Source organism: Rhizobium sp. BK379, assembly GCF_014193955.1.
In the GTDB taxonomy this organism is placed as follows: domain Bacteria; phylum Pseudomonadota; class Alphaproteobacteria; order Rhizobiales; family Rhizobiaceae; genus Rhizobium.
In genome coordinates, this window is sequence record NZ_JACIAD010000002.1 from 513,143 (window position 1) to 539,032 (window position 25,890).

29 protein-coding genes and 2 tRNA genes are annotated in these 25,890 nt (G+C 57.9%); 22 read left to right on the plus strand and 9 right to left on the minus strand.

Translation table 11 applies throughout. From position 1 onward, the window contains the following. Positions 1 to 113 precede the first annotated feature (113 nt). Positions 114 to 1,280 carry a pyridoxal phosphate-dependent aminotransferase gene (locus FHT93_RS13525; RefSeq protein ID WP_183847944.1) on the plus strand — a complete coding sequence of 389 codons (1,167 nt, stop codon included), beginning with the start codon at positions 114 to 116 and terminating at the stop codon, positions 1,278 to 1,280. On the opposite strand, the gene FHT93_RS13530 is transcribed toward FHT93_RS13525, so the two are convergent. After that, on the minus strand, positions 1,277 to 1,960 hold the full coding sequence (locus tag FHT93_RS13530; protein WP_246781602.1) for a Type 1 glutamine amidotransferase-like domain-containing protein: 684 nt from the start codon (positions 1,958 to 1,960) through the stop codon (positions 1,277 to 1,279). The genes FHT93_RS13525 and FHT93_RS13530 overlap by 4 nt on opposite strands. Positions 1,961 to 2,425: 465 nt before the next feature. Here FHT93_RS13530 and galE point away from each other — a divergent pair, with 465 nt between their 5' ends. From galE to FHT93_RS13545, 3 genes are all read left to right on the plus strand, one after another. Beyond that, positions 2,426 to 3,460, plus strand: a complete 1,035-nt coding sequence (gene galE, locus FHT93_RS13535) for a UDP-glucose 4-epimerase GalE (RefSeq protein ID WP_183847946.1) — start codon at positions 2,426 to 2,428, stop codon at positions 3,458 to 3,460. Positions 3,461 to 3,571: 111 nt separating this feature from the next. Continuing rightward, positions 3,572 to 5,527 carry an EAL domain-containing protein gene (locus FHT93_RS13540; protein ID WP_183847948.1) on the plus strand — a complete coding sequence of 652 codons (1,956 nt, stop codon included), beginning with the start codon at positions 3,572 to 3,574 and terminating at the stop codon, positions 5,525 to 5,527. A gap of 67 nt (positions 5,528 to 5,594) precedes the next feature. Next, complete coding sequence (locus FHT93_RS13545) at positions 5,595 to 6,656, plus strand: enoyl-CoA hydratase/isomerase family protein (protein WP_113012981.1); 1,062 nt, start codon at positions 5,595 to 5,597, stop codon at positions 6,654 to 6,656. Positions 6,657 to 6,678: 22 nt separating this feature from the next. Here the strand turns inward: FHT93_RS13545 and FHT93_RS13550 are convergent, their stop codons facing one another. Next, the gene (locus tag FHT93_RS13550) at positions 6,679 to 8,739 is read right to left on the minus strand and encodes an ATP-dependent helicase (RefSeq protein ID WP_113012980.1); all 2,061 of its coding nucleotides are present in this window, start codon (positions 8,737 to 8,739) and stop codon (positions 6,679 to 6,681) included. Positions 8,740 to 8,850: 111 nt separating this feature from the next. Next, positions 8,851 to 9,132 carry a hypothetical protein gene (locus tag FHT93_RS13555; protein ID WP_112541628.1) on the minus strand — a complete coding sequence of 94 codons (282 nt, stop codon included), beginning with the start codon at positions 9,130 to 9,132 and terminating at the stop codon, positions 8,851 to 8,853. 203 nt (positions 9,133 to 9,335) lie between these two features. Between FHT93_RS13555 and FHT93_RS13560 the strand changes: the two genes are divergently transcribed. Both FHT93_RS13560 and FHT93_RS13565 read left to right on the plus strand, forming a co-directional pair. Further along, the gene (locus FHT93_RS13560) at positions 9,336 to 9,554 is read left to right on the plus strand and encodes a BON domain-containing protein (RefSeq protein WP_246715587.1); all 219 of its coding nucleotides are present in this window, start codon (positions 9,336 to 9,338) and stop codon (positions 9,552 to 9,554) included. 82 nt (positions 9,555 to 9,636) lie between these two features. Then, positions 9,637 to 9,900 (plus strand): hypothetical protein, encoded by a 264-nt coding sequence (locus tag FHT93_RS13565; RefSeq protein WP_112541626.1) that lies wholly within the window; start codon positions 9,637 to 9,639, stop codon positions 9,898 to 9,900. A gap of 235 nt (positions 9,901 to 10,135) precedes the next feature. On the opposite strand, the gene FHT93_RS13570 is transcribed toward FHT93_RS13565, so the two are convergent. Both FHT93_RS13570 and FHT93_RS13575 read right to left on the minus strand, forming a co-directional pair. Beyond that, positions 10,136 to 10,378 carry a DUF982 domain-containing protein gene (locus FHT93_RS13570; protein WP_113012979.1) on the minus strand — a complete coding sequence of 81 codons (243 nt, stop codon included), beginning with the start codon at positions 10,376 to 10,378 and terminating at the stop codon, positions 10,136 to 10,138. Positions 10,379 to 10,526: 148 nt separating this feature from the next. Further along, positions 10,527 to 10,601, minus strand: a tRNA-Thr gene (locus tag FHT93_RS13575). Positions 10,602 to 10,754: 153 nt separating this feature from the next. Between FHT93_RS13575 and FHT93_RS13580 the strand changes: the two genes are divergently transcribed. From FHT93_RS13580 to FHT93_RS13625, 10 genes are all read left to right on the plus strand, one after another. Continuing rightward, positions 10,755 to 10,964, plus strand: a complete 210-nt coding sequence (locus FHT93_RS13580) for a hypothetical protein (protein ID WP_037101256.1) — start codon at positions 10,755 to 10,757, stop codon at positions 10,962 to 10,964. A gap of 117 nt (positions 10,965 to 11,081) precedes the next feature. Then, positions 11,082 to 12,374 (plus strand): UDP-N-acetylglucosamine 1-carboxyvinyltransferase, encoded by a 1,293-nt coding sequence (gene murA, locus FHT93_RS13585; RefSeq protein ID WP_113012978.1) that lies wholly within the window; start codon positions 11,082 to 11,084, stop codon positions 12,372 to 12,374. A 114-nt stretch (positions 12,375 to 12,488) separates the two neighbouring features. Beyond that, positions 12,489 to 12,926 (plus strand): DUF2948 family protein, encoded by a 438-nt coding sequence (locus tag FHT93_RS13590; RefSeq protein WP_112541623.1) that lies wholly within the window; start codon positions 12,489 to 12,491, stop codon positions 12,924 to 12,926. A 33-nt stretch (positions 12,927 to 12,959) separates the two neighbouring features. Continuing rightward, complete coding sequence (gene hisD, locus FHT93_RS13595) at positions 12,960 to 14,258, plus strand: histidinol dehydrogenase (protein ID WP_112541622.1); 1,299 nt, start codon at positions 12,960 to 12,962, stop codon at positions 14,256 to 14,258. A 4-nt stretch (positions 14,259 to 14,262) separates the two neighbouring features. Continuing rightward, positions 14,263 to 14,736 (plus strand): UPF0262 family protein, encoded by a 474-nt coding sequence (locus tag FHT93_RS13600; protein WP_112541621.1) that lies wholly within the window; start codon positions 14,263 to 14,265, stop codon positions 14,734 to 14,736. Continuing rightward, a complete protein-coding gene (locus tag FHT93_RS13605; protein WP_183847950.1) occupies positions 14,733 to 15,218 on the plus strand; it encodes a low molecular weight phosphatase family protein in 486 nt (161 codons plus the stop codon). Before FHT93_RS13600 ends, FHT93_RS13605 begins: the two co-directional genes overlap by 4 nt. A 120-nt stretch (positions 15,219 to 15,338) precedes the next feature. After that, positions 15,339 to 15,557 (plus strand): translation initiation factor IF-1, encoded by a 219-nt coding sequence (gene infA / locus FHT93_RS13610; protein ID WP_003545338.1) that lies wholly within the window; start codon positions 15,339 to 15,341, stop codon positions 15,555 to 15,557. 59 nt (positions 15,558 to 15,616) lie between these two features. Continuing rightward, positions 15,617 to 16,237 carry a Maf-like protein gene (locus FHT93_RS13615; RefSeq protein ID WP_113012976.1) on the plus strand — a complete coding sequence of 207 codons (621 nt, stop codon included), beginning with the start codon at positions 15,617 to 15,619 and terminating at the stop codon, positions 16,235 to 16,237. A 122-nt stretch (positions 16,238 to 16,359) separates the two neighbouring features. Beyond that, positions 16,360 to 16,572 (plus strand): DNA gyrase inhibitor YacG, encoded by a 213-nt coding sequence (yacG, locus tag FHT93_RS13620; RefSeq protein ID WP_113012975.1) that lies wholly within the window; start codon positions 16,360 to 16,362, stop codon positions 16,570 to 16,572. A 177-nt stretch (positions 16,573 to 16,749) separates the two neighbouring features. Beyond that, positions 16,750 to 16,825: transfer RNA gene (locus FHT93_RS13625), tRNA-Phe, on the plus strand. A 62-nt stretch (positions 16,826 to 16,887) separates the two neighbouring features. On the opposite strand, the gene FHT93_RS13630 is transcribed toward FHT93_RS13625, so the two are convergent. The 3 genes from FHT93_RS13630 to FHT93_RS13640 all read right to left on the minus strand — a co-directional run bounded on the left by FHT93_RS13630 (position 16,888) and on the right by FHT93_RS13640 (position 18,747). Continuing rightward, positions 16,888 to 17,631: a hypothetical protein gene (locus FHT93_RS13630; protein WP_183847952.1), complete on the minus strand. Its 744-nt coding sequence runs from the start codon at positions 17,629 to 17,631 to the stop codon at positions 16,888 to 16,890. Positions 17,632 to 18,179: 548 nt separating this feature from the next. Continuing rightward, positions 18,180 to 18,455, minus strand: a complete 276-nt coding sequence (locus FHT93_RS13635) for a hypothetical protein (RefSeq protein ID WP_113012972.1) — start codon at positions 18,453 to 18,455, stop codon at positions 18,180 to 18,182. Positions 18,456 to 18,534: 79 nt separating this feature from the next. Then, complete coding sequence (locus FHT93_RS13640) at positions 18,535 to 18,747, minus strand: hypothetical protein (RefSeq protein WP_113012971.1); 213 nt, start codon at positions 18,745 to 18,747, stop codon at positions 18,535 to 18,537. A 133-nt stretch (positions 18,748 to 18,880) separates the two neighbouring features. Between FHT93_RS13640 and FHT93_RS13645 the strand changes: the two genes are divergently transcribed. The 5 genes from FHT93_RS13645 (at position 18,881) to FHT93_RS13665 (ending at position 24,601) form a co-directional block, all read left to right on the plus strand. Then, positions 18,881 to 19,042 (plus strand): hypothetical protein, encoded by a 162-nt coding sequence (locus FHT93_RS13645; protein WP_183847954.1) that lies wholly within the window; start codon positions 18,881 to 18,883, stop codon positions 19,040 to 19,042. Between the two features lie 182 nt (positions 19,043 to 19,224). Beyond that, entirely contained in the window at positions 19,225 to 19,554 is a 330-nt protein-coding gene (locus FHT93_RS13650) for a hypothetical protein (protein ID WP_113012970.1), read from the plus strand. Then, a complete protein-coding gene (locus tag FHT93_RS13655) occupies positions 19,521 to 19,862 on the plus strand; it encodes a hypothetical protein (RefSeq protein ID WP_113012969.1) in 342 nt (113 codons plus the stop codon). The genes FHT93_RS13650 and FHT93_RS13655 overlap by 34 nt, the downstream gene beginning before the upstream one ends. Before the next feature lie 684 nt (positions 19,863 to 20,546). After that, positions 20,547 to 21,719 (plus strand): hypothetical protein, encoded by a 1,173-nt coding sequence (locus FHT93_RS13660; protein ID WP_113012968.1) that lies wholly within the window; start codon positions 20,547 to 20,549, stop codon positions 21,717 to 21,719. Between the two features lie 2,651 nt (positions 21,720 to 24,370). After that, positions 24,371 to 24,601, plus strand: coding sequence for a hypothetical protein (locus FHT93_RS13665; RefSeq protein WP_113012966.1), 231 nt, complete (start codon positions 24,371 to 24,373; stop codon positions 24,599 to 24,601). 26 nt (positions 24,602 to 24,627) lie between these two features. Here FHT93_RS13665 and FHT93_RS13670 read toward each other — a convergent pair whose 3' ends face one another. Continuing rightward, entirely contained in the window at positions 24,628 to 24,861 is a 234-nt protein-coding gene (locus FHT93_RS13670; protein WP_113012965.1) for a hypothetical protein, read from the minus strand. Positions 24,862 to 25,049: 188 nt separating this feature from the next. Between FHT93_RS13670 and FHT93_RS13675 the strand changes: the two genes are divergently transcribed. After that, entirely contained in the window at positions 25,050 to 25,856 is an 807-nt protein-coding gene (locus tag FHT93_RS13675; protein ID WP_183847956.1) for a Ku protein, read from the plus strand. The last annotated feature ends 34 nt before the right edge of the window (positions 25,857 to 25,890 follow it).

Below are 25,890 nucleotides of genomic sequence, written 5' to 3' on the forward strand. Positions count from 1 at the left end.
GGGCCCGCCCATTCCGGCCGGGCTCATCCATCACGAAAATCGATATGCCATCACGCTTTGTCATGGGATTTGCGCCTGCAAATCCGTTATGAAGGCGTGAACCGGAGATATGCATGTCGATTATAAGCAGCCTCAGCCCGCGCGCCGTCGCAGCGCCAGAAAGCGGGATCGTCGAAGTCGTCAATTATGCCCGCGGCCGTGAGGGCCTTTTGCCGCTCTGGGTCGGCGAAGGCGATCTTCCTACTCCCGATTTCATCAATCAGGCGGCCATGCAGGCGCTCGCCGCCGGCGAGACCTTCTACACCTGGCAGCGCGGCATCCCCGAGCTGCGCCAGGCCCTGTCGGATTACTATTTCAGGCATTTCGGTATCCGTCTGGCACCGGAGCATTTCTATGTGACCGGTTCCGGCATGCAGGCGATCCAGATCGCCGTCCAGGCGCTGACTGCACCCGGCGATGAGTTCGTCTATCTCACTCCGGCCTGGCCGAATATTGCCGCCGCCCTTGAAATCGCCGGCGCGCGGTCGGTTGGCGTAGAGCTCCAGTTTGAAGGCGGCAAATGGGCGGTCGATCTCAACCGCGTTGAAACAGCCATTACGCCGAAGACGCGCGGCCTCTTCATCAACACGCCGTCGAACCCCACGGGCTGGACCGCGACGAAGAAGGACCTGGCCGATATCCTGGCGCTTGCTCGTAAACATGATCTCTGGATCATGGCAGATGAGATCTACGCGCGTTATTTCTACGCTGGCGGTCGCGCGCCGTCCTTCCTGGATGTGATGGAGCCGGGCGACAAGGTCATCTTCGTCAACTCCTTCTCCAAGAACTGGTCGATGACCGGCTGGCGCGTCGGCTGGATCGTCGCCCCGCCGGAGACCGGACAGGTGCTGGAAAACCTCATCCAGTATTCAACCTCCGGCGTAGCACAATTCATGCAGAAGGGTGCGGTTGCGGCCCTTAACGAAGGTGACGCCTTCGTGCAGTCGAATATCGAGAAGGCGACCCGCTCCCGCGATATCCTCTGCGAGACGCTGATCGCCACCAACCGCGTTGAAACGCTGAAGCCCGACGGTGCGCTTTACGCCTTCCTCAAGATCGACGGCGTTACCGACAGCCGCAAGGCCGCGATCGACATCGTCGACAAAACCGGCGTCGGCCTTGCGCCCGGCACAGCCTTCGGACCGGGCGGCGCACTTTTCCTGCGTGCCTGCTTTCTGCGCGATCCGGCACAGGTGGCGGTCGCTGCCGAACGGCTCGCCGACTACATCCTCAAGATTTAAGCGGAACGGCGCATCGCTTCCGGCAAGACCGGAAGCAGCGTCACGTTCCGACCCTCGACGATGATAACTTCGCCGTCCCTGAGCGGCTGAAAGGGCATGCCGGTTTCGTCAAGGAAGTTGGCTGCCTTTTCGGCCGCTTCTGCCTCATCATGAGCCGAGCGATAATGCGGAACGATGGAGAAGTCGACGAGGCCAAGGCCTTCCCAAGGAACGCTCTCGTCATAGCCTGGCGCGCACTGCCGCGGATCATCCATGATGTCGATGCCCTTGAGCGAGGGCGTCGCCACGACTGCCCCGGCGCTGAACCCACCGTAGACGAGCGCATCGTCGCGCAGCAACTCCCCTATGATCTGATCGAAGCCGCTCTGCCGCATGGCGCGCCGTAGAAGAAAGGCATTGCCGCCGACGGCCCAGACGAGATCAAACCCGGCGAGCGCTTTTTCAAGAACACGCGGCTCCCCGAAATAATCCCTCAGATCCAGTTCTTCCGCCTCGATCCCCCAATCGGCGAGCTCCTCCTTGGGATCGTAGACATTGGCCTCATAGGCGCGACGCGCCTCGGCCGGGATGAAGTCCAGCGCATTCTGGATAATTGCGGCGCGCCGCCCGCCATTGAGAAGTTTCCTGAGCCGGAAGGCGCTCGCTCCGAGCCGATAGGATGACAGGTAGAGTCTCATCATTGCTGCTCCCTGTTGGAGAGGGGCAGGTCACGAGATATGGAAGGAAGATATTGTGCCACGAGAAGTCCTTGCATGGGGCGGACATCGGGGCAGAAACAAAAAACCCCGCGCGTCCGGCGGGGTTGGATCGGGTGATGTGAACAGTTTCAGGTCACAAGCCGACGCCCCCACCGCAAAGGGTGGTCGTCATGCCCATCGTCATAGCCTGAAACGCGAAGTTGTTCATGACCTCAGTTTGCCCCGCCGCGTGCGTGATGTCAATGAAAGCTGAAAGAGAGGGGCAGGAGGCATTTTCGTTCCGAAATCGGCCGGTCCGTAAAATTGTAGCAAAGCCGGAAATCCGCCTCTAACCACATGTCGAAACATACCGGCCGCAAAGGCTTTCCGAGGCTGCTTGATAACAAAATCGGAAAGGAAAAACCCGTTCTGATGTTCCCGAAAAAACATAAAACAGGGAATGCAGACATGGCGGTTCTGGTGACAGGTGGGGCTGGATATATCGGCAGCCACATGGTTTGGACGCTGTTGGATGCCGGTGAAGACGTCGTCGTGCTCGACAACCTCTCTACCGGCTTTCGCTGGGCCTTGGCGCCGGCGGCGCGCTTCTATCTTGGCGATGTCTCCGATCCGGATGTGCTGAAGAAGATCTTCATCGAGAACGATATCGAGGCAATCATCCATTTCGCCGGCTCTGCCGTCGTCCCTGTTTCGGTTGCCGATCCGCTCTCCTACTACGATAACAATTCAGGCAAAACGCGCGCGCTGCTGAGCGCTTCGATCAAGGCCGGTATCCGCAACTTCGTCTTCTCCTCGACGGCCGCTGTCTACGGCCAGCAGAAGAGCTCCGCTCCCGTGAAGGAAACGGCACCCCTCAATCCGGAAAATCCATACGGCCAGTCGAAGCTGATGACCGAAATGATGCTTCGTGACGCCGCGGCCGCCTATGACTTCGGCTATGTGGCGCTCCGCTATTTCAACGTCGCGGGCGCCGACCCGCAGCTGCGCGCTGGCCAGTCGACCTCGGGTGCGACCCATCTCATCAAGGTCGCCTGTGAGGCTGCGCTCGGGAAGCGTGGCAGCATTACCGTCTATGGTTTCGATTACCCGACCCATGATGGCACCGGTGTGCGCGACTACATCCATGTCAGTGATTTGACGGCGGCGCATTTGAAGGCACTCGAGCATCTGCGCCAAGGCAGGGGACCACTTGTCGCCAACTGCGGCTATGGCAACGGCTATTCCGTACTCGATGTATTGAACATGGTCACCCGCTTGAACGGTCATTCGTTCAAAATCAACATGGCGGCACGTCGCCCGGGTGACGCCGCAAGCGTCGTCGCCGATGCGACGCTTGCCCGCCGCGTGCTGGATTGGGCGCCGAGATATGACTCACTGGAAACCATCGTCCGCAGCTCGCTCGACTGGGAGCTTTTCCTGATGAACAAGAGCGTCGACGATCTGCACAGCATTCATCGCGCACTGGCTGCAGCTTCTTTCTGAGATGTAGCCGAACAACTTGCCATTCCGGCGTAGATACGGGTGGCCCGACGTTACGTGAATAAGGAATAATCAAGCTTTCTCTGGCCAACTTCAGCCAAGGGAATAGGGATCATGAAGAACTTCATAGCCTCGTTGCGGCTGCAAAAAGATAATCCGAAGTTTCTGGTGGCACAGTTCAAGGCTTTGTCGTCACAGATTCCGATTCTCTACGTTCTTCTTGTCATCAATGCGCTGGCTGTGGCCATCACTCACATCAGGTCGGCGCCTCTCTGGCTTTCGCTCTACATTCCCGTCGGGCTCAGCATTGTCTGCGTCTTTCGCCTCTGCTGGTGGGAAATATCAGGCAAGGAAAATGTCACTCCGGAGCGCGCGCTGCGGCTCATGAAGGTAACGCTAGCAGGCGCGGTCATCCTCACCATCGGCTTTGGCGGTTGGGCTATCGCGCTCTATCGATATGGCGATGCCTCGCAGCAGGGGCAGATCGCCTATTTTCTGGTCGTAACCGGCATTTCCTGCGTTTTCTGCCTGATGCACCTGCCGCTCGCCGCAGCAATCACCACGGTCATCACCTTTACGGCCATGATCGTGACCTTTCTCTTTTCCGGCAACCCGGTTTTCGTCGCAACGGCCGTCAGCGGCCTGTTCCTGGTGCTGCCTTTCCTGCGCGTCATCAACAGCTACTTCCAGAATTTCGCGCACCTCGTGCGGCTTGCAGAAGAGCTCAAGCAGAAGCAGGCTGAAGCCGAGGAACTGAATCGCGTCAATAGTCGCAATGCCTTGCAGGACCAACTGACTGGCCTTGCCAATCGTCGCAGTTTCTTCCTGTCGCTGGAACAGATGCTGCTGAAGGATCCCGCCTCACCGCCAGTCATCGGCATCGTCGATCTCGATGGCTTCAAACCGGTCAATGACGTCTTCGGCCACGCGGCCGGCGACGTCGTATTGAAGGAGACGGCGCGCCGCTTCGTCTCGTTGTTGGGCGATCAGGGCATCGTCTCACGCCTTGGTGGCGATGAGTTCGGCATCATCTTCCCCGCTGACATGACGCTCAGGGCAATTTCCGATCTCGGCCTGGCGCTATGCGCGGCCGTGCGCGAACCCTATGACATCCCGGACGGTTCGGTCCGTGTTTCCGGCTCCTGCGGCATCGTCTATCCTGAGGCGGGCGAGTACACGGCCGAAGACCTCTACGAGAAAGCGGACTTCGCGCTCTATCAGGTCAAGAGCAAGCGTGTCGGCGGTGTGGAATTCTTTTCGCCGGAGCACGAAAAGATCCTCACACAACGCTACCTGATCGAGCTCGAACTGCAGACCGAGAATTTCGCCAGTGAGTTGAAGCTCGAATATCAGCCGATCGTCGAATTGCGCAGCGGCCGTGTCGTCGGTTTTGAGGCGCTTGCGCGTTGGGACAGCGCGCGCTTCGGCCGTATTAGCCCGGATGCCTTCATCCCGGCTGCCGAACGCACCGCCGTGATCGGCCGCGTGACGCGCATTCTCTTCGGCCAGGCGCTCGACGCCCTGAAGATCATGCCGGCGCATCTGCGCGTCTCCTTCAACCTGTCGGCCCGCGACATCTGCGATCACGAAACCTCGATGGCCCTGCTCGCCATGATCAACCGGTCGGGCGTCGACCCAAAACGCATCGAATTCGAGATCACCGAGACGGCGCTGCTGTCTGACTTCGATACTGCCGATCAGGTGATCGGCATGCTGCGCGCCGCCGGCATCTCGATTGCGCTTGATGATTTCGGCACGGGCTATTCAAGCTTGAGCCATATCCATCGCCTGGCCTTCGACAAGCTGAAGATCGATAAGGCCTTCGTGATGAATTTCGACCGCGATGCGCGCTGCATGAACATCACCCGTTCCGTCGCCAATCTCTGCCAGAACCTCGGCATCGCCTCCGTAGCCGAGGGTGTCGAAAGCGAGGAGGTGGCCGAGTCGCTGAAAGGCATCGGCGTAAGATTGGCGCAGGGCTATTATTTCTCCCGGCCGCTGCCGCTGGAACTGGCGATCGACTACGCGGTCAGGCGCGACGTCACCGTTTCTCAGTCCCTTTCGGCCTGATTGATCAGCCAGCCACTGGAACGTCGGCCCGACCCCGTTTATTCCTAGGGAAGGAGTGAGGTGGATCATGGACAATAGCAATCAAAGCGAAGTTATCGTTGAACGGCGTGGCACGGCGGGCCTTATCCGGCTGAACCGCCCAAAGGCGCTGAACAGCCTGACGATCCCGATGGTGCGTACGATTGCCGCCGCACTTGACGAGTTTGCCGGTGACCAAGCGGTGGCCAGCGTCCTCGTGATGGGGGAGGGCGAGCGCGGCTTCTGCGCCGGCGGCGATATCCGCGCCATTCACATGAGCGGGCGTTCCGGCGATGGCCTGGCGGAAACTTTCTGGCGCGAGGAATTCCGCCTCAATCACCGGATTGCCAGCTATCCGAAACCCTATGTGGCGCTGATGGACGGCATCACCATGGGCGGCGGCGTCGGGCTTGCCAGCCACGGCCGCCATCGGATCGTCACCGAGCGTACCCGCCTTGCCATGCCGGAAACCGGTATCGGCTATTTTCCAGATGTCGGCGCCACGTGGCTGTTGCCTCGCACGCCGGGTGAAAGCGGTACTTGGATGGCCCTGACCGGGCTCGATATCAATGCCTCCGATGCAATCTATACCGGCCTCGCTGACGTCTATATATCTTCCTCGCGCCTCGAAGAGGCAGTCCACCGTCTGACGAACCTGTCTGCGGGAAGTTCGTCTGATGATGTGGATGCGGTGCTGCGCGATCTCTCGGAACAAGTGGATGAAGGCAGGTTGCAGGCCAATGCCGCAATGATCGACCGTGCCTTCCATTTCAACCGCGTGGAGGATATCGCATCCGCACTCGCTGCGGAGGAGGGTGAATTCGCCGCCGAAACCCGCCGTGTGATGCTCACACGATCGCCGACCAGTCTCAAGCTTGCCTTGCGGCTGCTGAGAGCCGGCCGCCAGAGCCGCACGCTCGGCGAATGCCTGGCCCGCGAGCTCGGGGCTTGCATGCACGTCCTGCACGGTCCGGATTTCTACGAGGGCGTTCGCGCAGCCGTCATCGACAAGGATCGCAATCCGAAATGGTCGCCGCCGACGATCGCCCTGGTCAATGATGAAATGATCGGCCGCTTCTTCGAATCGCCCAAGCCGCCGCTTTCGCTCTGACACTGTTTGATCGGGAAAGGCTCTAGCGCCACATGCCCCGCATGCGCGCGCCGACATCGATGCGCACCTGCCGCGCCTGCTGGGCGGCTGCCGTATCGGTCTTGACCTGCGGCCAGCCGCAAACCTCGAAGAATTGCAGCAGCGTGGCCGGAATGAAGCGGCTGCGCGACGCATAGACATGCCGGTCGCCCTGCGAATTCTGCCCATAGGTGAAGAAGCGCTGCGGCACGACGAGGTCGAGACTGTCCTTGGCGCGCGTCATTGCCACATAGAGGAGGCGCCGCTCTTCCTCGATCTCCGCCGTCGTCCCGACTGCGAGATCGGAGGGAATGCAGCCGTCTATGACGTTCAGCATGAAGACCTTGGTCCATTCCTGTCCCTTGGCCGAATGGATGGTCGAAAGGATGAGATAATCCTCATCGAGCAATGGCACGCCAGCCTGATCCGAGGTTGCATCCGGCGGATCAAGCGTAAGCTCGGTCAGAAAGCGCTCGCGAGAAGCATAACCGCCGGCGATTTGTTCGAGCTGGATGAGATCGGCAAGCCGGGCGCTCGCATCTTCATGCAGCCGTTCCAGATGCGGCTCATACCATTGCCGCACCAGCTCGATCTCAGCGGGCCAGCCGGCCTTGCCGGTCTTCAGCTGCTGCATGGTCGAAACGAAGGAGGTCCAGTCGTCGCCCGAGCGTGGCGGCGCAGGCATGGCGGCGAGCGCCGCAACCGGGCTCGGGTCCTCAGCCATATGGTCCAGCACCTTCTGCGCCGTAGAAGGCCCGACCCCCGGAAGGATCTGCATCAGCCGGAAGCCCGCCACCCGGTCGCGCGGGTTCTGGGCAAAGCGCAGTGCCGCCAGCATGTCCTTCACATGCGCGCTGTCGAGGAATTTCAGGCCGCCGAACTTCACGAAGGGAATATTGCGGCGGGTCAGCTCCACTTCCAGCGGGCCGCTGTGATGCGAGGCGCGGAAGAGCACCGCCTGGCTCTTCAGCTTCACGCCCTCTTCGCGATTGTCGAGAACCTTGTCGGCCACATAACGTGCCTGATCATTCTCGTCGCGCACAGTCACCAGTCGCGGCCGTTCCGGCGATTCACGTTCCGTCCAGAGGTTCTTGGTGAAACGCTCGGAGGCAAGGTCAATCACGGCATTGGCGGCGGCCAGGATCGGCTGCGTCGAGCGGTAGTTGCGGTCAAGCGTGACGATGTTGGCGGGCGGGCTGAAGGTGGCCGGAAAATCGAGGATGTTGCGCACCGTCGCCGCGCGGAAGGAATAGATCGACTGCGCATCGTCGCCGACGACGGTCAGGCCCTGGCCGGTCGGCTTCAGCGCCAGCAGGATCGAAGACTGCAGCTTGTTGGTGTCCTGATATTCGTCGACAAGCACATGGTCGAAGCGGCTGCCGATATCCTCGGCAATCATCGGCTCGGCCACCATCTGCGCCCAGTAGAGCAGCAGGTCGTCGTAATCGAGCACGTTCTGGCTCTGCTTGGACTCGACGTAACAGGCGAAAAGCTCGCGAAGCTGCTTTTCCCAGGTGGCGCACCAGGGAAAGGCGTCGCGCAACACGAGCGGCAGTTCCATTTCCGAGTTTACCGCGCGCGAATAGATCGCCAGGCACGTTCCCTTTGTCGGAAACCGGCTCTCGGTTTTCGAGAAACCAAGATCATGACGCACGAGGTTCATCAGGTCGGCGCTGTCTTCCCGGTCATGGATGGAGAAGGCCGGATCGATGCCGATCTGTTCGGCATAGTCGCGCAAGAGGCGTGCGCCGATGCCGTGAAACGTGCCGCTCCAGGCAAGTGCATCCGCCATGATGCCGGAATTCTTGCCGAGAACCTCGCCGCAGATGCGTTCGACGCGGCGGCCCATTTCTGCTGCTGCCCGGCGGGAAAAGGTCATGAGCAGGATTCGGCGCGGATCGGCGCCTTTGAGGATCAGGTGGGCAACGCGGTGCGCAAGCGTATTCGTCTTGCCGGATCCGGCCCCGGCGATGACCAGCAGCGGACCCGCCACATGACTGCCGTCTGCAAGCGTGCCGTGTTCAACGGCCATGCGTTGCTGGGGATTGAGTCTTTCGAGATACATCCAGCCGTCCGGTTGGGCTTCACGGGAGAATCAGCACCCGCGAATAAAATCAGATGTTCCTTGGATGTTCTCGATTGGCGCCGCTGTCAAGCAGGCAGAGGCGGCCACGCACTATTGCGGAAAATCCGGCACGATCTGGCGCCGCACCAGCTTCAGGCTGCGGTCGGGCTGAAGAATATAGGTTTCGTAGACGCGCTGGCCCTGCTGATCGTAGAAGTCGTTGTACACTGCGCTGCCGATCGGCGACTTCGTCAGCTTCGTGCGCGGCTGCCCGCCATAGGTGATGCTGCCGGGAATTGGCTCTAGTGCGGGCGCGTCCGCGGCGGAGCAGCCGACCAGAGCGGGTGTGGCCAAAAGGGTCGTCGCAAGAAGGGCAGGCACCAGCGCTTTCATCGTCTTTTCCTCGGCTGCAATTGTTTACGGCGGCTACCGACATTTCCCTCAAGATTTCAGCAGCACCATCGTGATGACTATGCATCGGGCCGACCGCGCGCCGCAACAAACGTCGTCTTCCAGCGTTAAATCCCTATTAGCCAATGTCAGGAACGACCATGGTGCTGCGATTTCACAACTCGCCGACTGACGAGGAGGCCTGGATGAAGAGCCGCAACACGGCCGCCATGCGCGCGTCCGTGGAAAGCGCCCTGCATGCCGCGGGCGATTTCGATGCAGCCGAAATCATCGTCTCCACCATCGGTTCCCTCGTCATTCTCGAAGGCTTCGTGCGCCAATGGAGCGACAGTGAGCGGGCTCGGGCGATTGCCGAGGCTATTGTCGGAAGCGGTTACGTCCATTGCCGCATGCTGGTGAAATAAATCACCGTCCACTTGAAGATTTTCAAGGAACCAACGCCCTGCCTTCGGTGTTGAAAAGCTGATTTCAATGCTGGAGACAATAATGCAAACGCTTATACGCCTCTGGGCCTGGGGCCTTCTTATTGGGTGCGGCGCCTTTGCCGGCTCCGCCTATGCCTCACTCGAAACCGATATGGATTATTCGGCCTTGCCGAAGGACGAAATCGCGCTGAATGAATATACCAGCGCTGCCGTCTGCGAGCCCGCCGAGCCGCATTACCTGCCGTCCTTCATCCGTGTCGCAGATGGCACAATCGTCGGTGTGGGATATATTCAGGTCCAGGATGAGAATACTTCGGACTGCTGATCGAATATTCTAATTTTCTTGCGGACGAGGCTCGTCTGCAGTCTCCCGCAGAGGGTGACGAGCCTCTGACCATCATCATGATGGCTGGCGTCGTTCTATTGATGAACAGATGAGCGACGCAATATCTTTCGAAACAAAGCCCTGCGCGAGCTCCGTGCAGGGTTAAGTGAAAATTAAGCATTGCTCCGTTTCGGAACGGATTGGACTTTATTTGTCCGAAACCGCCGCTGAAGACTTAATGCACATTAAGCTTTGCTTCCTCGGCCGCTGCCATAAACTCCGCGCGAGCCTCTTCGACGGTCTTTCTTCCATCGAGTGCTGCGCGGCAGACGCTCCGTGCCCTGAGGTATTTCAGTCCGCGCATGGCAGGCCAGTGCTCGGCAAGGCACGCCAAGGCGTCGAACGGTCCGTTAACCGTACGTGCTCCGGCCCCTTCGAAACCTACCTTGATCGGACCATTCCATCGTTCAGTTGCCATCGACGCTCCTCCAGCATGTCTCGATAGAAACAGTGATTGAAGCCTCCCGGTTCCTCCGCAAGGACTTCAGAATGCTAATATTCTAGCGAGATTTTTGCCGGCAGCAATGGCGCCGATTGGCGCGGTGGATAATGCTAAAGGAGAAAACTGGTGCTGCCGAGTGGGATTGAACCACCGACCTCACCCTTACCAAGGGTGTGCTCTACCACTGAGCTACGGCAGCAGGACCAGACGCGTGAAGCGAAACGCTCAACTCGCGTGAACGGGGCGGCTATTGCCACAGGTTCGGCAGGAGTGCAAGCCGCAAATTCCAACTTCTCTGGGAATAACGTTCGGAGCACTTTTGGAATGGCGCGAATTCGGTTACTTCTGGGGCATGAACGAAGAGACTGAAAAGGCCCGGCAGAGCCGGAAAGCGGCCATGGAAGCCCAGGCGGCATTGCGGCGCGAGCGGGCTGCCGAAAAGCTGAGAGAAAATCTTTCCAGACGCAAACAGCAGGTACGGGCTCGCCGCTCCGGCCAGGCGGACGAGACGGATGGCTTGCCCGCGGCAAAGACTGCTGCCGCAAAAATGGACGAATCGTAATGTTCGGTCCGCGACGAATTGAAGCGTACGGGGATTTGCTCTAAAGACCCCGACTTCTTGCCTTGCCCCCACAGGCAAAACTTTTTGAGGAAAGGCGGGCCTCGCCCGTAAGTGCACATGGATCGTATCAGAATTGTCGGCGGTAATGAGCTCAATGGCATCATTCCGATCTCCGGCGCCAAGAATGCCGCGCTGCCGCTGATGATCGCCTCGCTTTTGACGAGCGATACGCTGACGCTGGAAAACGTGCCCCATCTTGCCGATGTCGAATTGCTGATGCGCATCCTCGGCAATCACGGCGTTGACGTCGCCGTCAACGGCCGCCGCGAGCGCCAGGAAGATTCTTACGCCCGCACGATCCATTTCACCTGCCGCACCATCGTCGATACGACCGCCCCCTATGAGCTGGTCTCGAAGATGCGCGCCTCCTTCTGGGTCATCGGTCCGCTTCTCGCCCGCGAAGGCTATTGCCGCGTGTCGCTGCCGGGTGGTTGCGCCATCGGCACGCGCCCGGTCGATCTCTTCATCGACGGCCTGACGGCGCTCGGTGCGACGATGGAAATCGACGGCGGCTATATCAACGCCAAGGCGCCGCAGGGCGGCCTTATCGGTACGCATTACACCTTCCCGAAAGTCTCCGTCGGCGCAACGCATGTGCTGATGATGGCGGCAACGCTTGCTCGCGGCACGACCGTGATCGGCAATGCCGCCCGCGAGCCTGAGGTCGTCGACCTTGCCAATTGCCTCAACGCCATGGGCGCCAAGGTTTCCGGTGCCGGCACCTCGACCATTACGATCGAGGGCGTCACTTCGCTCTCGGGTGCCCGCCATCGTGTCCTGCCTGACCGCATCGAGACGGGCACCTACGCCATGGCCGTCGCCATGGCCGGCGGCGATGTTGTGCTTGAAAATACCGATGTTGCCCTCTTGGAAACGGCTCTCGAAACGCTGCGCCGCGCCGGAGCGGAGATTTCGTCGACGAACAATGGCATGCGCATCAAGCGCAACGGCGCCGGCATCCAGCCGGTCGATATCGTCACCGATCCCTTCCCGGGCTTCCCCACCGACCTGCAGGCGCAGTTCATGGCGCTGATGACCCGCTCTTCCGGTGTCTCGCATGTCACGGAGACCATCTTCGAAAACCGTTTCATGCATGTGCAGGAACTCGCCCGCCTTGGCGCGAAGATCTCGCTCTCCGGCCAGACGGCCAAGATCGAAGGTGTCCAGCGGCTGAAGGGCGCCCCCGTCATGGCGACCGATCTTCGCGCTTCCGTCTCCCTCGTCATCGCCGGCCTTGCCGCCGAAGGCGAAACCACGGTGTCCCGCGTCTATCATCTCGATCGCGGCTTCGAGCGGCTGGAAGAAAAGCTGACCCGCTGCGGCGCCATCGTCGAACGCGTCAGCGAGTAAGAAAAGGGCGCACATGCGCCCTTTATCCCGGTTGCGTATTTGGCCGCCGCGCCTTATTTCCGTTGTCTGACAGATCGCCGCACCTGCGGCCGAAAGATACGGGATAGAGGCTGGATGACCGACCTGAAACTTGTTGCGCTCGATGCCGAGGACCTGGCGGTCATTTCCGCACATGTGCAGGACAGTGTCTTCAAGGTAGCCGATATAGACTGGTCGCCGCGCGACAAGCAGTTCGCAATTGCCGCCAACCGGTTCGTCTGGGAAGAAGCGGCCCGAAAACGCAAAGGTTTTGAGCGCCGTCGTGCGGCCCTCGTATTCAAGCGTGTGCTATCCGTCCGCTCAATCGGCATCGACCGCGCCCGCCGCGATGATGTGCTGTCGCTGCTTGCCCTGCAATTCGAGCAGAAGGGCGAAGGGCCGGAAGGCACGCTCGAGCTCTCGCTGTCGGGCGCGGCCTCCATCATTCTCGATGTCGAATGCATCGAAATGCAGCTTGCCGATGTCGGCGGCGCCTGGGAAACGGGTTCCAAGCCGCGTCATCCCGGCACCTGAGCCCAACAGTTCGAGCAAGAAGGAATTCCGGCCTTGGCAATCTGGCTTAATCAGACATCCCACGGTTTCGAACAGCGCTTCGCAGCCTTTCTGACCACCAAGCGCGAGGTCTCCGAAGACGTCAACGCCGTGGTGCGCGCCATCATCGATGATGTGCGCGCCCGCGGCGATGTTGCTCTCGCCGAATATTCGAAGAGGTTCGACAGCATCGATTACGCGACGGTACCGATGCGCGTCACTGAGGAAGAGATCGAGAACGCCGTCGAGGTCGTCCCCTCGGAAGTGCTCGGCGCCTTGAAGGTCGCGGCTCTCCGCATCGAATCCCACCATCGTCGTCAGCTTCCCAAGGACGATATCTACGAAGACAATATGGGTGTCGGCCTCGGCTCGCGCTGGACGGCGATCGAAGCCGTTGGCCTCTACGTACCGGGTGGTACGGCGAGCTATCCGAGCTCGGTGCTGATGAACGCCGTACCGGCGAAGGTCGCAGGTGTCGATCGCATCGTTATCGCAGTGCCAGCGACCGGCGGTTCGGTCAATCCGGCGGTGCTGGCCGCAGCTAAGCTTGCAGGCGTCAGCGAGATCTACCGCGTCGGCGGTGCGCAGGCGATTGCTGCCCTTGCCTATGGCACGGAGACGATCGCCCCGGTCGCCAAGATCACCGGCCCCGGCAATGCCTATGTGGCCGCCGCCAAGCGCCATGTCTTCGGCACTGTCGGTATCGACATGATCGCCGGCCCCTCGGAAGTGCTCGTCATCGCCGACAAGGATAACAATCCCGATTGGGTCGCCGCCGATCTGCTCGCCCAGGCCGAGCATGATGAGAGCTCTCAGGCAATTCTGATCACGGACGACGAGGAATTCGGCAAGGCGGTTGAAGCAGCCGTCGAACGGCAGCTGAAGACGCTGAACCGCGCGGAAACTGCCGCTGCCAGCTGGCGCGATTTCGGCGCTATCATCCTCGTCTCCGATCTCAAGGATGCCATCCCGCTCGCAAACCGCATCGCCGCGGAACATCTGGAACTGGCCGTCGCCAATCCTGATGCCTTTGTGGAGAAGATCCGCAATGCTGGCGCGATCTTCATCGGCGCCCATACACCCGAAGTGATCGGCGATTATGTCGGTGGCTCCAACCACGTGCTGCCGACGGCGCGTTCGGCCCGCTTCTCCTCCGGCCTGTCGGTTCTCGATTTCGTCAAGCGCACCTCGATCTTGCGCCTTGGTCCCCAGCAGCTTCGCGACCTCGGCCCGGCGGCGATTGCGCTCGCCGTCTCCGAAGGCCTCGATGCCCATGCGCGATCGGTTGCGATCCGCCTCAACCTCGAAAGGTGAGGGAATGGCGAAGGACGACTTCCGGCTCTGCGACGTTGTCCTTGACGATACGATCGGCCGTTCGACGCCCGATGTCGAGCATGAGCGGGCAGTCGCGATCTTCGATCTGATCGAGGAGAACTCGTTTGCGCCGTCAGGCCATGCCGGCGGGCCCTACCGGCTGAACATTTCGCTGGTCGATTCCAAGCTTGTCTTTGCGATCACCACGGAAAAGGGTGAGGATGTCGCAACCCATATCCTCTCCCTGACGCCCTTCCGGCGGATCGTGAAGGACTACTTCATGATCTGCGAAAGCTATTATGAGGCGATCCGTTCGGCCTCTCCAAGCCGCATCGAGGCGATCGACATGGGCCGGCGCGGCATTCACAACGAGGGTTCGCAGACGCTGAAGGATCGTCTCTCCGGCAAGATCGACGTCGATTTCGACACCGCCCGGCGCCTCTTCACGCTGGTCTGCGTGCTCTACTGGCGTGGATGACGGCGATGGAGCCGCCTGTTGAAACCGAGGGTGGAAAGGGGCCGGGCGCCATCCTCTTCATGTGCGGCATGAACGCTATCCGTTCGCCGATGGCCGAAGCGATCGCCCGTAGCATTCTGCCGGCCAATACTTATATACGATCTGCCGGTGTTCGCGCCGGTGAGCGCGATCCCTTCGTCGATGTCGTGCTGGAGGAAATTGGCCTGTCGCTCGGCCGCCGGCAGCCGCAGACGATGGAGGAGCTTGAGGACGACTATTTCGACCTCATTATCACGCTCTCGCCGCCGGCCCATCACGCAGCCCTCGAGCTGACCCGCTCCAGCGCTGTTGACGTTGTCTACTGGCCGACCATGGATCCGACGGTCGCGACCGGCACGCGTGAGCAGATATTGGACGGCTACCGCGAGGTTCGTGATCATCTCGCCGGCCTCATCGAAAGCCGGCTACTCAAGAGAAATGGCATCGCGGCGCAATCGGCGTGAAACAAAAGTCAGAAAGCCCGATCTACGAGGTTCACAAATCCCCGTTGATTGTGTAGTTTCCGCGCAAATTTTCAGGCGCCTTGCGCCTTTTTACCCAACACACAGGAAGAAAACCCTTATATGCCGAAAGAAGAAGTCCTCGAATTCCCGGGCATCGTGACCGAACTTCTGCCGAATGCGACGTTCCGCGTGAAGCTCGAAAACGAGCATGAGATCATTGCCCACACCGCCGGCCGCATGCGCAAGAACCGCATCCGCGTTCTCGCCGGCGACAAGGTTCTGGTCGAAATGACGCCCTACGACCTGACGAAGGGCCGCATCACCTACCGCTTCAAGTAAGCTTGGTCTGCGAAGCTTCCCCGGAGCTTTCGCTCCCGCCTGCCGATGGTCGAGGTTCCATGGCGCTGAAATACAAGCTCATTCTGGCCTCGGGCTCGCCCCGCCGCGTCGACCTGCTCAATCAGGCTGGCATCGAGCCCTCGCGCCTCATGCCGATGGATATCGACGAGGCGCCGAAGAAGTCGGAGCATCCGCGCTCTCTGGCGCGTCGCCTATCGGGCGAAAAGGCAGAGGCGGCACTTGCCGCCATCAAGGGCGACATCACCTGGAAGGGCAGCTATATCCTGTCCGCCGATACCGTGGTCGCCGTCGGCCGTCGCATCCTCGGCAAGGCAGAGTTTGCCGACGAAGCCTCAAGCTCGCTGCATCTGCTCTCCGGCCGCAACCATGTGGTCTATACGGGCATCTGCCTCATCACACCCGATCGCAAGGTGCGCCAGAAGATCGTCGAGACCAAGGTGCGCTTCAAGCGCCTGTCGAGTTTCGAGATCGAAAACTACATTGCGTCAGGTCAATGGCGCGGTAAGGCTGGTGCCTACGGCATCCAGGGGCTCGCGGGCACCTTCGTGCAGAAAATGGTGGGTTCCTACACCAATGTCGTGGGACTGCCGCTTTATGAAACCATCCTGCTTCTGACCGGCGAGGGCTTCGACGTCCACAGCCGTTGGCCCGAGGGCTGATCTCCAGCTAGAGCGTTGTGCGTCCTTTCGGACGCACAAGGGACGCTTTAGCGTTTTGAATCTACGCATCAGGCTTTCTGAAAATCGCAACGATTTTCGGACCCATGCTGTAGGAGGAAAATATGTCCGATGAAAAGAAGACCGGAGGCAAGGTCGAGCCGCTGCGCAAGACGCGTCCCTGCCCGGAATGCGGCAAACCGTCGAACCGCGAGCACTATCCCTTCTGCTCCAACCGCTGCCGCGAGGTGGACCTGTCGCGCTGGCTGACGGGTTCCTACGCCATTCCCGTGGCCGACGACGAGACCAAGGCGGAATACCCCGACGAGGAAAACTAGGTTTTCCACCGCGAAGCCCTTATTTTTTCTCGCAAATTGCCAAAATCTGCCGGACCGTCAAAAAACTATCATTTGATGCTTGCCATGGGCGAACAAGATGCTATAACCCCGCTCGCTTCCGGGGCGAACCAAGGCCCTGACATTCCAAGCCGGAATGTTTTTCGAGAAGCGTGGTTAGCCCAGGTAGCTCAGTTGGTAGAGCAGCGGATTGAAAATCCGCGTGTCACTGGTTCGATTCCGGTCCTGGGCACCATTCCTAATGGCTTGGTTTTGCTCAAATTTTAGCTCCTTCCTTTGGTCTGCAGGATATACGGTCTAGACGCCGCTTTTGCGTTTTCTAGACGTCTTTCGTTTTCCGTCTGTCCACTTCAGCCTCAAACTCGCGGACCGTCTGAGCCATCTTCTTTGAGATGTCAGCGCGGCGGGAATAGTGCTTCGCCCTAGCCTCGGTTTTCTGCCCGAGTATGTCGGCGATCGTCGAGTAGTCCTTGCCCATTTCACGCAGGATCGTCGCGAGGGTGTGCCGAAGGCCTCGTAATCCATCCATGGGCGGTTTGCCTCGGTTGCGTCGGTCGCTTTGCGGACGCGCTTGACCCTGGAAACCGGATTCGCCGACACCAGCTCTTGCTCGATGCCGTGCTCGAAAAGGATGCTAAGAACCGTCAGAACATAATTCGCGAAGTTGCGCTTCGCGTTTTCGAATGTCTTATCGCGCAGGCGAGCGATCCAGCCCTGTGTCAGTTCAGCCAATGGCGAAGGCGCCAGCGGCCGCAGATACTCCAGAACCTTCTCATCGTCGGACTTTGTGCGCGACTTCAGAGACTTGAAGCCGGCCGATCCACGATAGGAAACTATGAGCGCGCCAAGTGTGCCCGCTTTCGCCTCTATGCCTTGGCTCTCTGCGTTGATGGCCTCGAGCTCAGCGAAAAACGCTGAGGTGCCAAACTCGGATTTTAGCCGCTTCCCGGACTTTCGGTGGTCGGCATACCACTTGCCGGTCTCGGGCTCAAAATACCGCTTTATGCTTTCACCCGGACGACCGTGCCAGTCATAGCGCATCGAGCAGCGCGTCGGCCCTCCTCAAAGGATTCCCTGCCTCTCGCAGCCCGTCGATCCAGCCGTCAAGCTCTCGCAGGTCGTAGCGCTCCATACGCACGCCGACGCCCAGCGCGATTGGTTGCACTGGGCAAACAGAACCAAATGTCGGCAGGCTCAGCCCGCACTATGAAGCGGCCTGTGACTTCGTTAGAAGTCTGGGTGGAAAATTGTCGTTTGCTGCTATAAGCGGCGATCTTGTTCTCATGCGCAACGCTTCAGATTGTCGTTCGAAGCGGCGGGTCGCACCCCTTTGCGGACCCGCATCGCGCAAATCGCTTCTAGCAGCGCGACCGATGGAATAACTGGGTTCTCGGGACGGAAGGTAAGTTGGCATCCAAGATTAACTGGCATCGTATCTCCTCTGATTTTCGGCACAGTTGATCATTCGGCGTAGCGATGCGCGCTATCTTCTCTGGGCAAGAACGGCGGCGGTCATCCTCGTCTCCTCTGTGGTGGCAGACGGAGCAATCATCGATTCATAGATCAAGCGTTAGGCAAAGAACCCTGCATTAATTGCGGAACCATTCGTCGGTGTCATCATAGGTGGCGATGGCATTGCGTATGTGACTCTCACTGAAGCCGTACTTTGCACCGAGTTCTGAGAGTGCCGTGTCGTAGCGCACGCCAGCCTCGCGCATCCGGTAGAAGTCTTCACCGATTTCGATCCAGAATGCAGGCAAGGCCTTAAGTCGGCCGGCAGAGCGTTTGCTAGGCTTCAGGAGATCCGCGGCGATGCCTTGCACGACGCGATCTGCCTTGCCGGCCTGCAGCAGCTCAATAACCATCCGTCGCGCGTCTTCAGTGCGGCCTTGACTCAGAGCTGAGCGTATGGGCGCAGGCTGAAGGAGGGTGGAAGCTTTGCCACTATGCGGCGACCGGCGCGGTGCCAGCGACGATCCGAAGTGGTCGTCCGGCCGCGTCCTCAGCGGACACGACGATGTGATAGTTTTCCCGCCCCATCATGGTGATGTAGCGATCGACGATGATCGATCTCATTTTTCCGCCGATGTGGTCGACTGTTTGGCCGATTTGAAATCTGTAAGGCTCCGCTGTGGTGATGATGGCGTGCGCGTTCATTCTCAGCCCCCGTTGTTCAGCAATGTTAGTTGTTGTAAAACGATTCTTAAAATCGAACAACTAACAAATGCGGCAAAGCGCTAACATTTGCTTTCGACCGCTACCGCACCCGCCACCACATGAGGAGACAGAAGTGACCCGAACCGCAAGCCTGGGAATACGCGTTGAGCCGGCCGTGAAGAGCGCACTCGAATCTGCAGCAAAGGCAGATCGCCGTACCGTCGCCAGCTACATTGAAAAGCTGATTGTCGATGATCTCGAGATTAAGGGCTATTTGCCGAAGGATGCCGCATAGTTCCGTTGACAAATTTGTAGGTTGCGCAGGAGCCGCCCGTCACGGATGAAGGCCGTGCCGAGGAAAAACGCACGCACACATTCGCGACTGGAGGTTTCAATTTCCTTGTGGGCAATGCAACCTACGCCTAGACAATAGACGAGATCGGCCCGAGGATTCGGTATCACCTACCGAGGCCTCACATGTCTTTTTACGAAGCCATTCGTCGCGCAGGCGCCGTTACCATGCAGGCCGTAGCCGTGTTGTTCGCGATCAATGCCGGGCTTTTAACTTATTCACTCTACTATGAAGACAGGCGATCCTATCAAGAAGAGAAGGGCCGCGCCGACGCCGAACGCGAGAAGGCCGCCAAAGAAATAGCAGCCCGCTGTAAAGTCTTGGCTCTGCCCGGCGAGACTCTCGGAAGATGCCTAGCGCGCGAGATTAAAGCCTACGAGGAAATGCAAGCGCCGATCAAGATCTGGAAGCTCAGCAAGATATGGCTTTCTGGACGGGGATACAGGTTTGGCTAACGATAGGCAGCATAGCGATCAGCGCACTTGGACTTTTGTTGGTGTGGATGTCGCTGCGGCAAACCCGGCAGGCGATTACGAATGATCGAGAGGTGGGCCATGCGCAGGTCAAGGCTCACATCTCAATCGACGTCGAGACGCCCATTGTGCGCCCTGACGAGCTACTGCGACATGAGTTCAATATTCGCAATACTGGGCAGTCACCGGTGTATAAGGCAAAATACGCAGCCGGCTTCAATATTCTTCCCGACCCTCTCCCCGCTGGTATCGGGCATCTAGGCGGTATCCAGCCAGACAAAGACATGTAATTTTGGTCCATAGCAGCTGGCGAGACCACCATTGGAGAAGCGGTGGGAAACCGAAATCTCTCCGAGGTCGACTTCAAGAATTTGAAGGCTGGATCACATACTTTGTACATATTTGTGCGTGTCCAGTAGCAAGATGTCTTTCGTGAAAAACACAGAAACATCCTTCTGTGGTCGCATACAATACAAGAGGGCTGTAGATGTTGATGGCGAGTCCGGTCAATCATGGGTCGTCTCCATGTTTGTCGATCAGCAACGCACGCTTGCGACTTGAATTTCGATGAGAGCATCCCCCCGCCGCGGTAGGGAAACAGCAGGCCTCTCCCCCATCAAAAATCACAAACCACCTACTTTAGCGGATATCTTTCGAAGCCCGGCGAGACACCTTATCGATGCGTCGACGAAGTTCGTTAACTCCCGACGCGGGACCGATCCCCGGCCGAGGCTTGCGTTGGAACGGGCCTCGGCCGAAAGCTTCAGGCTGCCCTCACGATCCGCCCAGTTGCACTCAACTGCCACCCGACCGGTCTCTACAAGCTCGTAAATTCCGCCTGCTGTTGGCATCATCGCCAATTTTTGCTAAGAACTCTGATACACGTACAGCGAGCGCTTCCCATGTGGAATATTTCCGCATGGTTGCCGCTCTGACTGAGTAATAAGTGTTCAGTTTGTGACGGAGAACACGGAATGAAGATCGTCGCCGTAGTGCTTTTTAGCATTATCGTGGCTGCCGCAGGCATTTTTGCAGTTAAGCCAGCAGTAGTGAATTTTGCTGATTATTTTATCAGGCAACCAATATTGTCATTACGCGATGAGATTGAACTGCTGAATGAAAGACAGGGTTTCGGAGCAGCATCGCAGTCCAATCCTTCCTCCCCTGCGCAGCAGCCAAGCTCGACGAAAGCCTGGGAAATCGTCAACGACAATGCTCCTTTTGACCCGCGTGATGGAGCATTTGTTACATCGTTCAAAGGCTATATTTGGCTGACAAACGGATACAACCCGGGCGAAATCCCCAACCGACTATATAGGTCGAAGGACGGTCAGAAATGGGAAGTTGCCTTGGAGACCGTCCCTTGGCCTCGACGCCATCTTGGCGGGTTTGTTGTCCTGAGAGATCGGCTGTTCATGATCGGCGGAGACTTCAGGACCGACGTCTGGTCGTCATCAGATGGTATCAATTGGCAGCAAGAACCAGATGTTCCCTGGGGCAAGCGCTACAATCCCTACATCGGCGTCTTCGATAACAAGATCTGGGCTATGGGTGGTCAGACATTTGATGGCACGAGCGGAGAATCATGCAACAAGCCGTACTGTCTTTCGCGGGCCTTCAATGATGTATGGTCGAGTGACGAAGGGAAAACATGGGTAAAGGTCACCGAACACGCGGCATGGGAGCCCCGCTCACTTATTTCCGGCTTTGCAGTTCACGACAACGCGATGTGGATAATGGGCGGGGGAATTCGTGAAATCGTCCCATTCGCTCCGGACGGGCCGCTCGCAGATACTCGCATAGCTTACGCTGATGTTTGGCGCTCCACAGATGGCAAAAACTGGGAGAATGTGACTTATCGTGCCGAGTGGCCGGCACGGAGTCATGTCAGCATTATCGGGCATGACGGATATTTGATCGTTCAGGACGGATCGATCGGTAAGCAGTCAAATCTCGGAAGCGATACATGGGCGTCGAAAGACGGAAAAAACTGGACGCAGATAGCGCCAATTGGGTCGATACCACGTCGACATGCTTCGAGCTTGGTCGAGCACAATGGTGATCTCTTCCTGATTGCCGGCCTTCTCCATAATGACGTATGGAAGCTATCTCTAGAAGCCTTAGCGAAAGCTGCCTCAACCCAATAACCGGAGCGCCAACGGCGCTCCCCCTTCAATCAAAGAGCCGCGTCCGCTTAAACATTCCGCAACGCAGCCTGGATCTTCCAGTGCTGGCCGTCAATTGTATAACCGGGCAAGGCGGCGCCGCTTCCATCCTGAAGGTCCGAATGGTGGATGATAGCGCACTGAGGACGGGCCGCTTATGTCGATCGAAGCCATGTGTTGAAAGTCGCGATGTTCCCATTCCACGTGCCGTTATTGGTTCTCGTTGGGGGAACAATAACGAGCGGCCGGTGAAGTAGTCCAGGATCCACGAATAAACTATCTGGATGGTCGGAACGCTCGGTGAAGGTACGCAGATATCATTGAACGGAAAGCATCCAAGGAAGATTGCCCTGGCGCGGCCCAGCGACGAGTAATAGCCGCGGTGTAGCCTCCAGATACCCCCCAAGGGTGTCGCCGGAAATGCCATAGCTTTCAGCGAAAGGGATATCACCAAAGCTCATGCCCGAGAAATTACTGTCGCCGAAGCAAGCGACGCTTCCACCTCTTGCGAACAATCGGCCTTGCTTACGGCTATCGTCGATCGATCATGTTCTCATGATAGATGTAGCTTGTGAACGATCGTTCCGCCGGCATTGTGCCGCCGGCCAGATTAAAGCTCTCCGGAACCTTTAGATCTGGAGCAATACCTCCGAACGCCGGCAATCCAGCTCCCGATCGAGGTGTCATTTCAGTTGGGTGAGGCATGCCGTCTTCACAACGAAAAGCCCGCGCGATGGCGGGCCGTGATTGATTTTTGAGGGTGTTGTGCGGACGTCGTCAGCAGTTTCGGTAGTCTCGATTGGCGACGTTGTTCTGATAGTTGCCGACAGTCGGCACTACCTGCTGGTTGGCGGCATTCACGATGCGAGGACTCGGTGCGGCAACGGTACCGTCAACAGACGAAGGCTTGCCCTCTTGACCTTCACCTTGTGGCAAAGGTCGCCAGCCCTTAAGCCGCTGTAAAGAACTGATAGATGGCCCGTGTCACTCGGCCGTTTTTGAGCGCCTCGGAAGTGGACGCTGCATTGCGTTCAGCTACACACTAAGTCACCAATAAAATACCCGCATCGGTTACCACCGACGTTTATCCGTGGGACCACTTTGCCATCCTTAAAACCGCGCATCGTGCATTGTTTCTTTGCGACTCCACCGTCGACTTGGCTTCCGCAAAGTAGGAAGATATCAACTCTTCCTGGACAATTTCCTAAAAGTTCTCCGACCCAAACTGCGAGTGTAAGCGGAGGACCAGGAGGTGGTATATCTGATGTCTGCGGATCCGCGGGTGTTGCAGCAGTCCTATCCGTTGTCGCAGTTGCTGGTCTGTCACTGAATGTCGAGACGCGAACCATGCTATCGACTTCTGTCACACTTACCTGATAGCTTAGCGAAGTAGGCGCTGCGTCTTCATTACATACAGTCATCCATCGGTAAAACGAACGTTCGTCAACTTCTGTCCTTATTGATGCCGTTGGGGGTTTCTCAAGCAATATTCGGATATCAGCGGGAGGCTGTGCTATTATGTAGCGGCACTCCTTTGCCGGGATCGACACCGCATATGGGTACTTATCGTCCTTCTTAACTAGCTTTGAAACAGCATTGCCAACTGGATAGAGGGAACCCTTGAATTTAGTCGATATCGCATCGGCAAGGTCGCCCCAAGCTCCGGAGCCAAAGTATGTCTGCAAGCTCGCTATACTTCTTTGTAATAAAGCTTATTCCCGTAGCCCTGAAAAATGCAATGTCATAGCCAAAAAGAAACAACTATAATTCCAATTATTGCGAATACTATCAGGTTGCGATATCTGACATTCAAGGAAACAATAATAGTGCACAGAAGAATAATTGCCAGTCAAACCATTATAGAGCCAAGGCTCAGCCAAACATCGAACGACTGAAGCAATATCTCATAAAAAAATACCGATTTCTTCTCCTCCATAAGCGTTACCACCGAGTTTGACGGCAGAAATATTAATGTACGGAGGTATTCCGATTTAACAATATTGGATCTTGATCCGAACGATTTCTAGGATGCTAAATATCGCAGTAACATGGATCGACGATGCCCGCAGACGGTCATCATATGCTGCTATTTAATTCTTCCGAACCTCGCGCCAACGCCCAGGAAGGCGGATTTGTGCCGCGAAGTCGGCTTCGACAATGGGAAGGGTTTCGCTGCCTAGGGCAGTGATGTGGTGGTTGTCATAGATTTTACCTTTGATGAGACCGACGATGTCAGGTGGTAATTGACTACTCAGCCGGCCTGAGTTCACAAAGATGCTCCCACCAGAACTCGCCACCGAGCGACTTCTCGCAATCCATAATGAGATCGCCTCATCGCTTGACAGCTTCGCCCAAACGAGGCCGCTCAAGGACGAGGATCCATTGTTACTCGGTCGATATGTCCAGTTGTACAACTACGTAGAGTTCAATCTTCGAAGGTCTATGGAAGTATTTGCGCGAGCATCCGTCATGCCTGACAAAGACAAGGGCAAGAGTATTCATGAAGCGTCAGCGACGCGACTAATTCTCCTATTGTAAAGAATGGCGTTGCGGCCCGTCCTTCAGAGAAGTCTACCCTGACAGATACTCATAGCAAGCTTGACGAACTTGAACTCCGGCGGACGTACCGTAACATGTTCGCCCATTTCGACCCGCGTGCATACAAAGACGAATTCATCGTATTTCTGACGCGAAGCGACTTCGATGCGCGGCAGATACTTGGCGAACCGTTAGGAGATGACGGTGTTTTCCTCGCTGTTATGGAGCGGGCGAGCATCAGGTCTCTACACCAGCATATCCAGCCGTACGAAGAATGGATTGCCAAGAAAATGCTAGAGTGGCGAACCGCCCTCGGTTTTTCCTGAAGGCAGAAACCGGGTCAGCCCCTACTTCAGCCGGAAATGTCGCGCCGTTCTTCAATCGGACGGAAATCCTTTGGGTGAAAGAATGGTGGCGGTCCGAGGTCGAAGCTTGAGAACCAGCCCGCCGGGCCATACTTGCTTTCGTCGCTGAAATTCGGCGGCGGAAAAAGTCCGGCAAACTTCGCGTAGGATATCATCACACCAAAGAACAGCGTGAGGACGAAAGCGACTTTCTTGGCTCGGGAGACATCTTCTTTATGCATGTGCTTGCCTGCTCATAACGACATCGAACCATTGGTACGAAAATCGTGTCAGGAAATTGTCGAAACGAATATGTGATTGCGGCCGTGAACTCTTGGCTGTCACGTCGAAACTTCGCCGGCGGAGGGAATTTTTCGCGTCCAAAGCCCTCCCGGGCGGAACCTCTCGGGACGATTTCCGTTTATGGCGCATGGCCCGTCAAACTTTCTGGAAAGGCTACCTTAAGCTCTCGCTTGTCACAGCGTCCGTTTCACTGACGCCGGCGACGACGGAGTCGAGCAAGGTGCGGTTTCATGTGTTGAACCGCGCAACGAAAAATCGCGTCGAAAGCCGCTATGTCGATAGCGTCACGCATAAGCCCGTTTCTGAGAAAGATCAGGTGAAGGGCTATCCGCGCGGCGAGGACGACTACGTCCTGCTCGAAGACGAGGAGATCGAGGAAGTAGGGCTGGAGAGCACCCGCACCATCGATATCGACAGTTTCGTACCGCGTGGATCGATCGATTGGATCTGGTATGACAAGCCGCATTTCCTGGCGCCGGAAGACAAGGTCGGCATGGAAGCCTTCTGCGTGATCCGCGAGGCGATGCGGGCCAATGATGTGGTCGGCATTGCGCGGCTGGTGCTCTACCGACGCGAACGGGCCGTGCTGCTGGAGCCGCAGGACAAGGGCATCGTTCTCTGGACATTGCGTTATGGCGACGAGGTGCGCGAACCGGCAGCCGACCTCGATATGAAGGCAAAGGTCGATAGCGAGTTGTTGACCTTGATGAAGAAGCTGGTCAAGGAAGAGACGAAGGAATGGAGCCCTTCGATGGTGCAGGATCCGGTTCAGAAGCGGCTGAAGGCGTTGATCCGCGGTAAAGAAAAGAGCCTCAGGAAGACAGCCCTACCCCGCAAGCCTGCCCCGGTGAAATCGACGGGCAATGTCATCAACATCATGGATGCGCTGAAGAAGAGCCTCGCCGCTGAGGGCGATCGCGGAAAGTCGCGATAGGACTTCTCGGATTCCGTTCCCCGGAAGGGGAGGG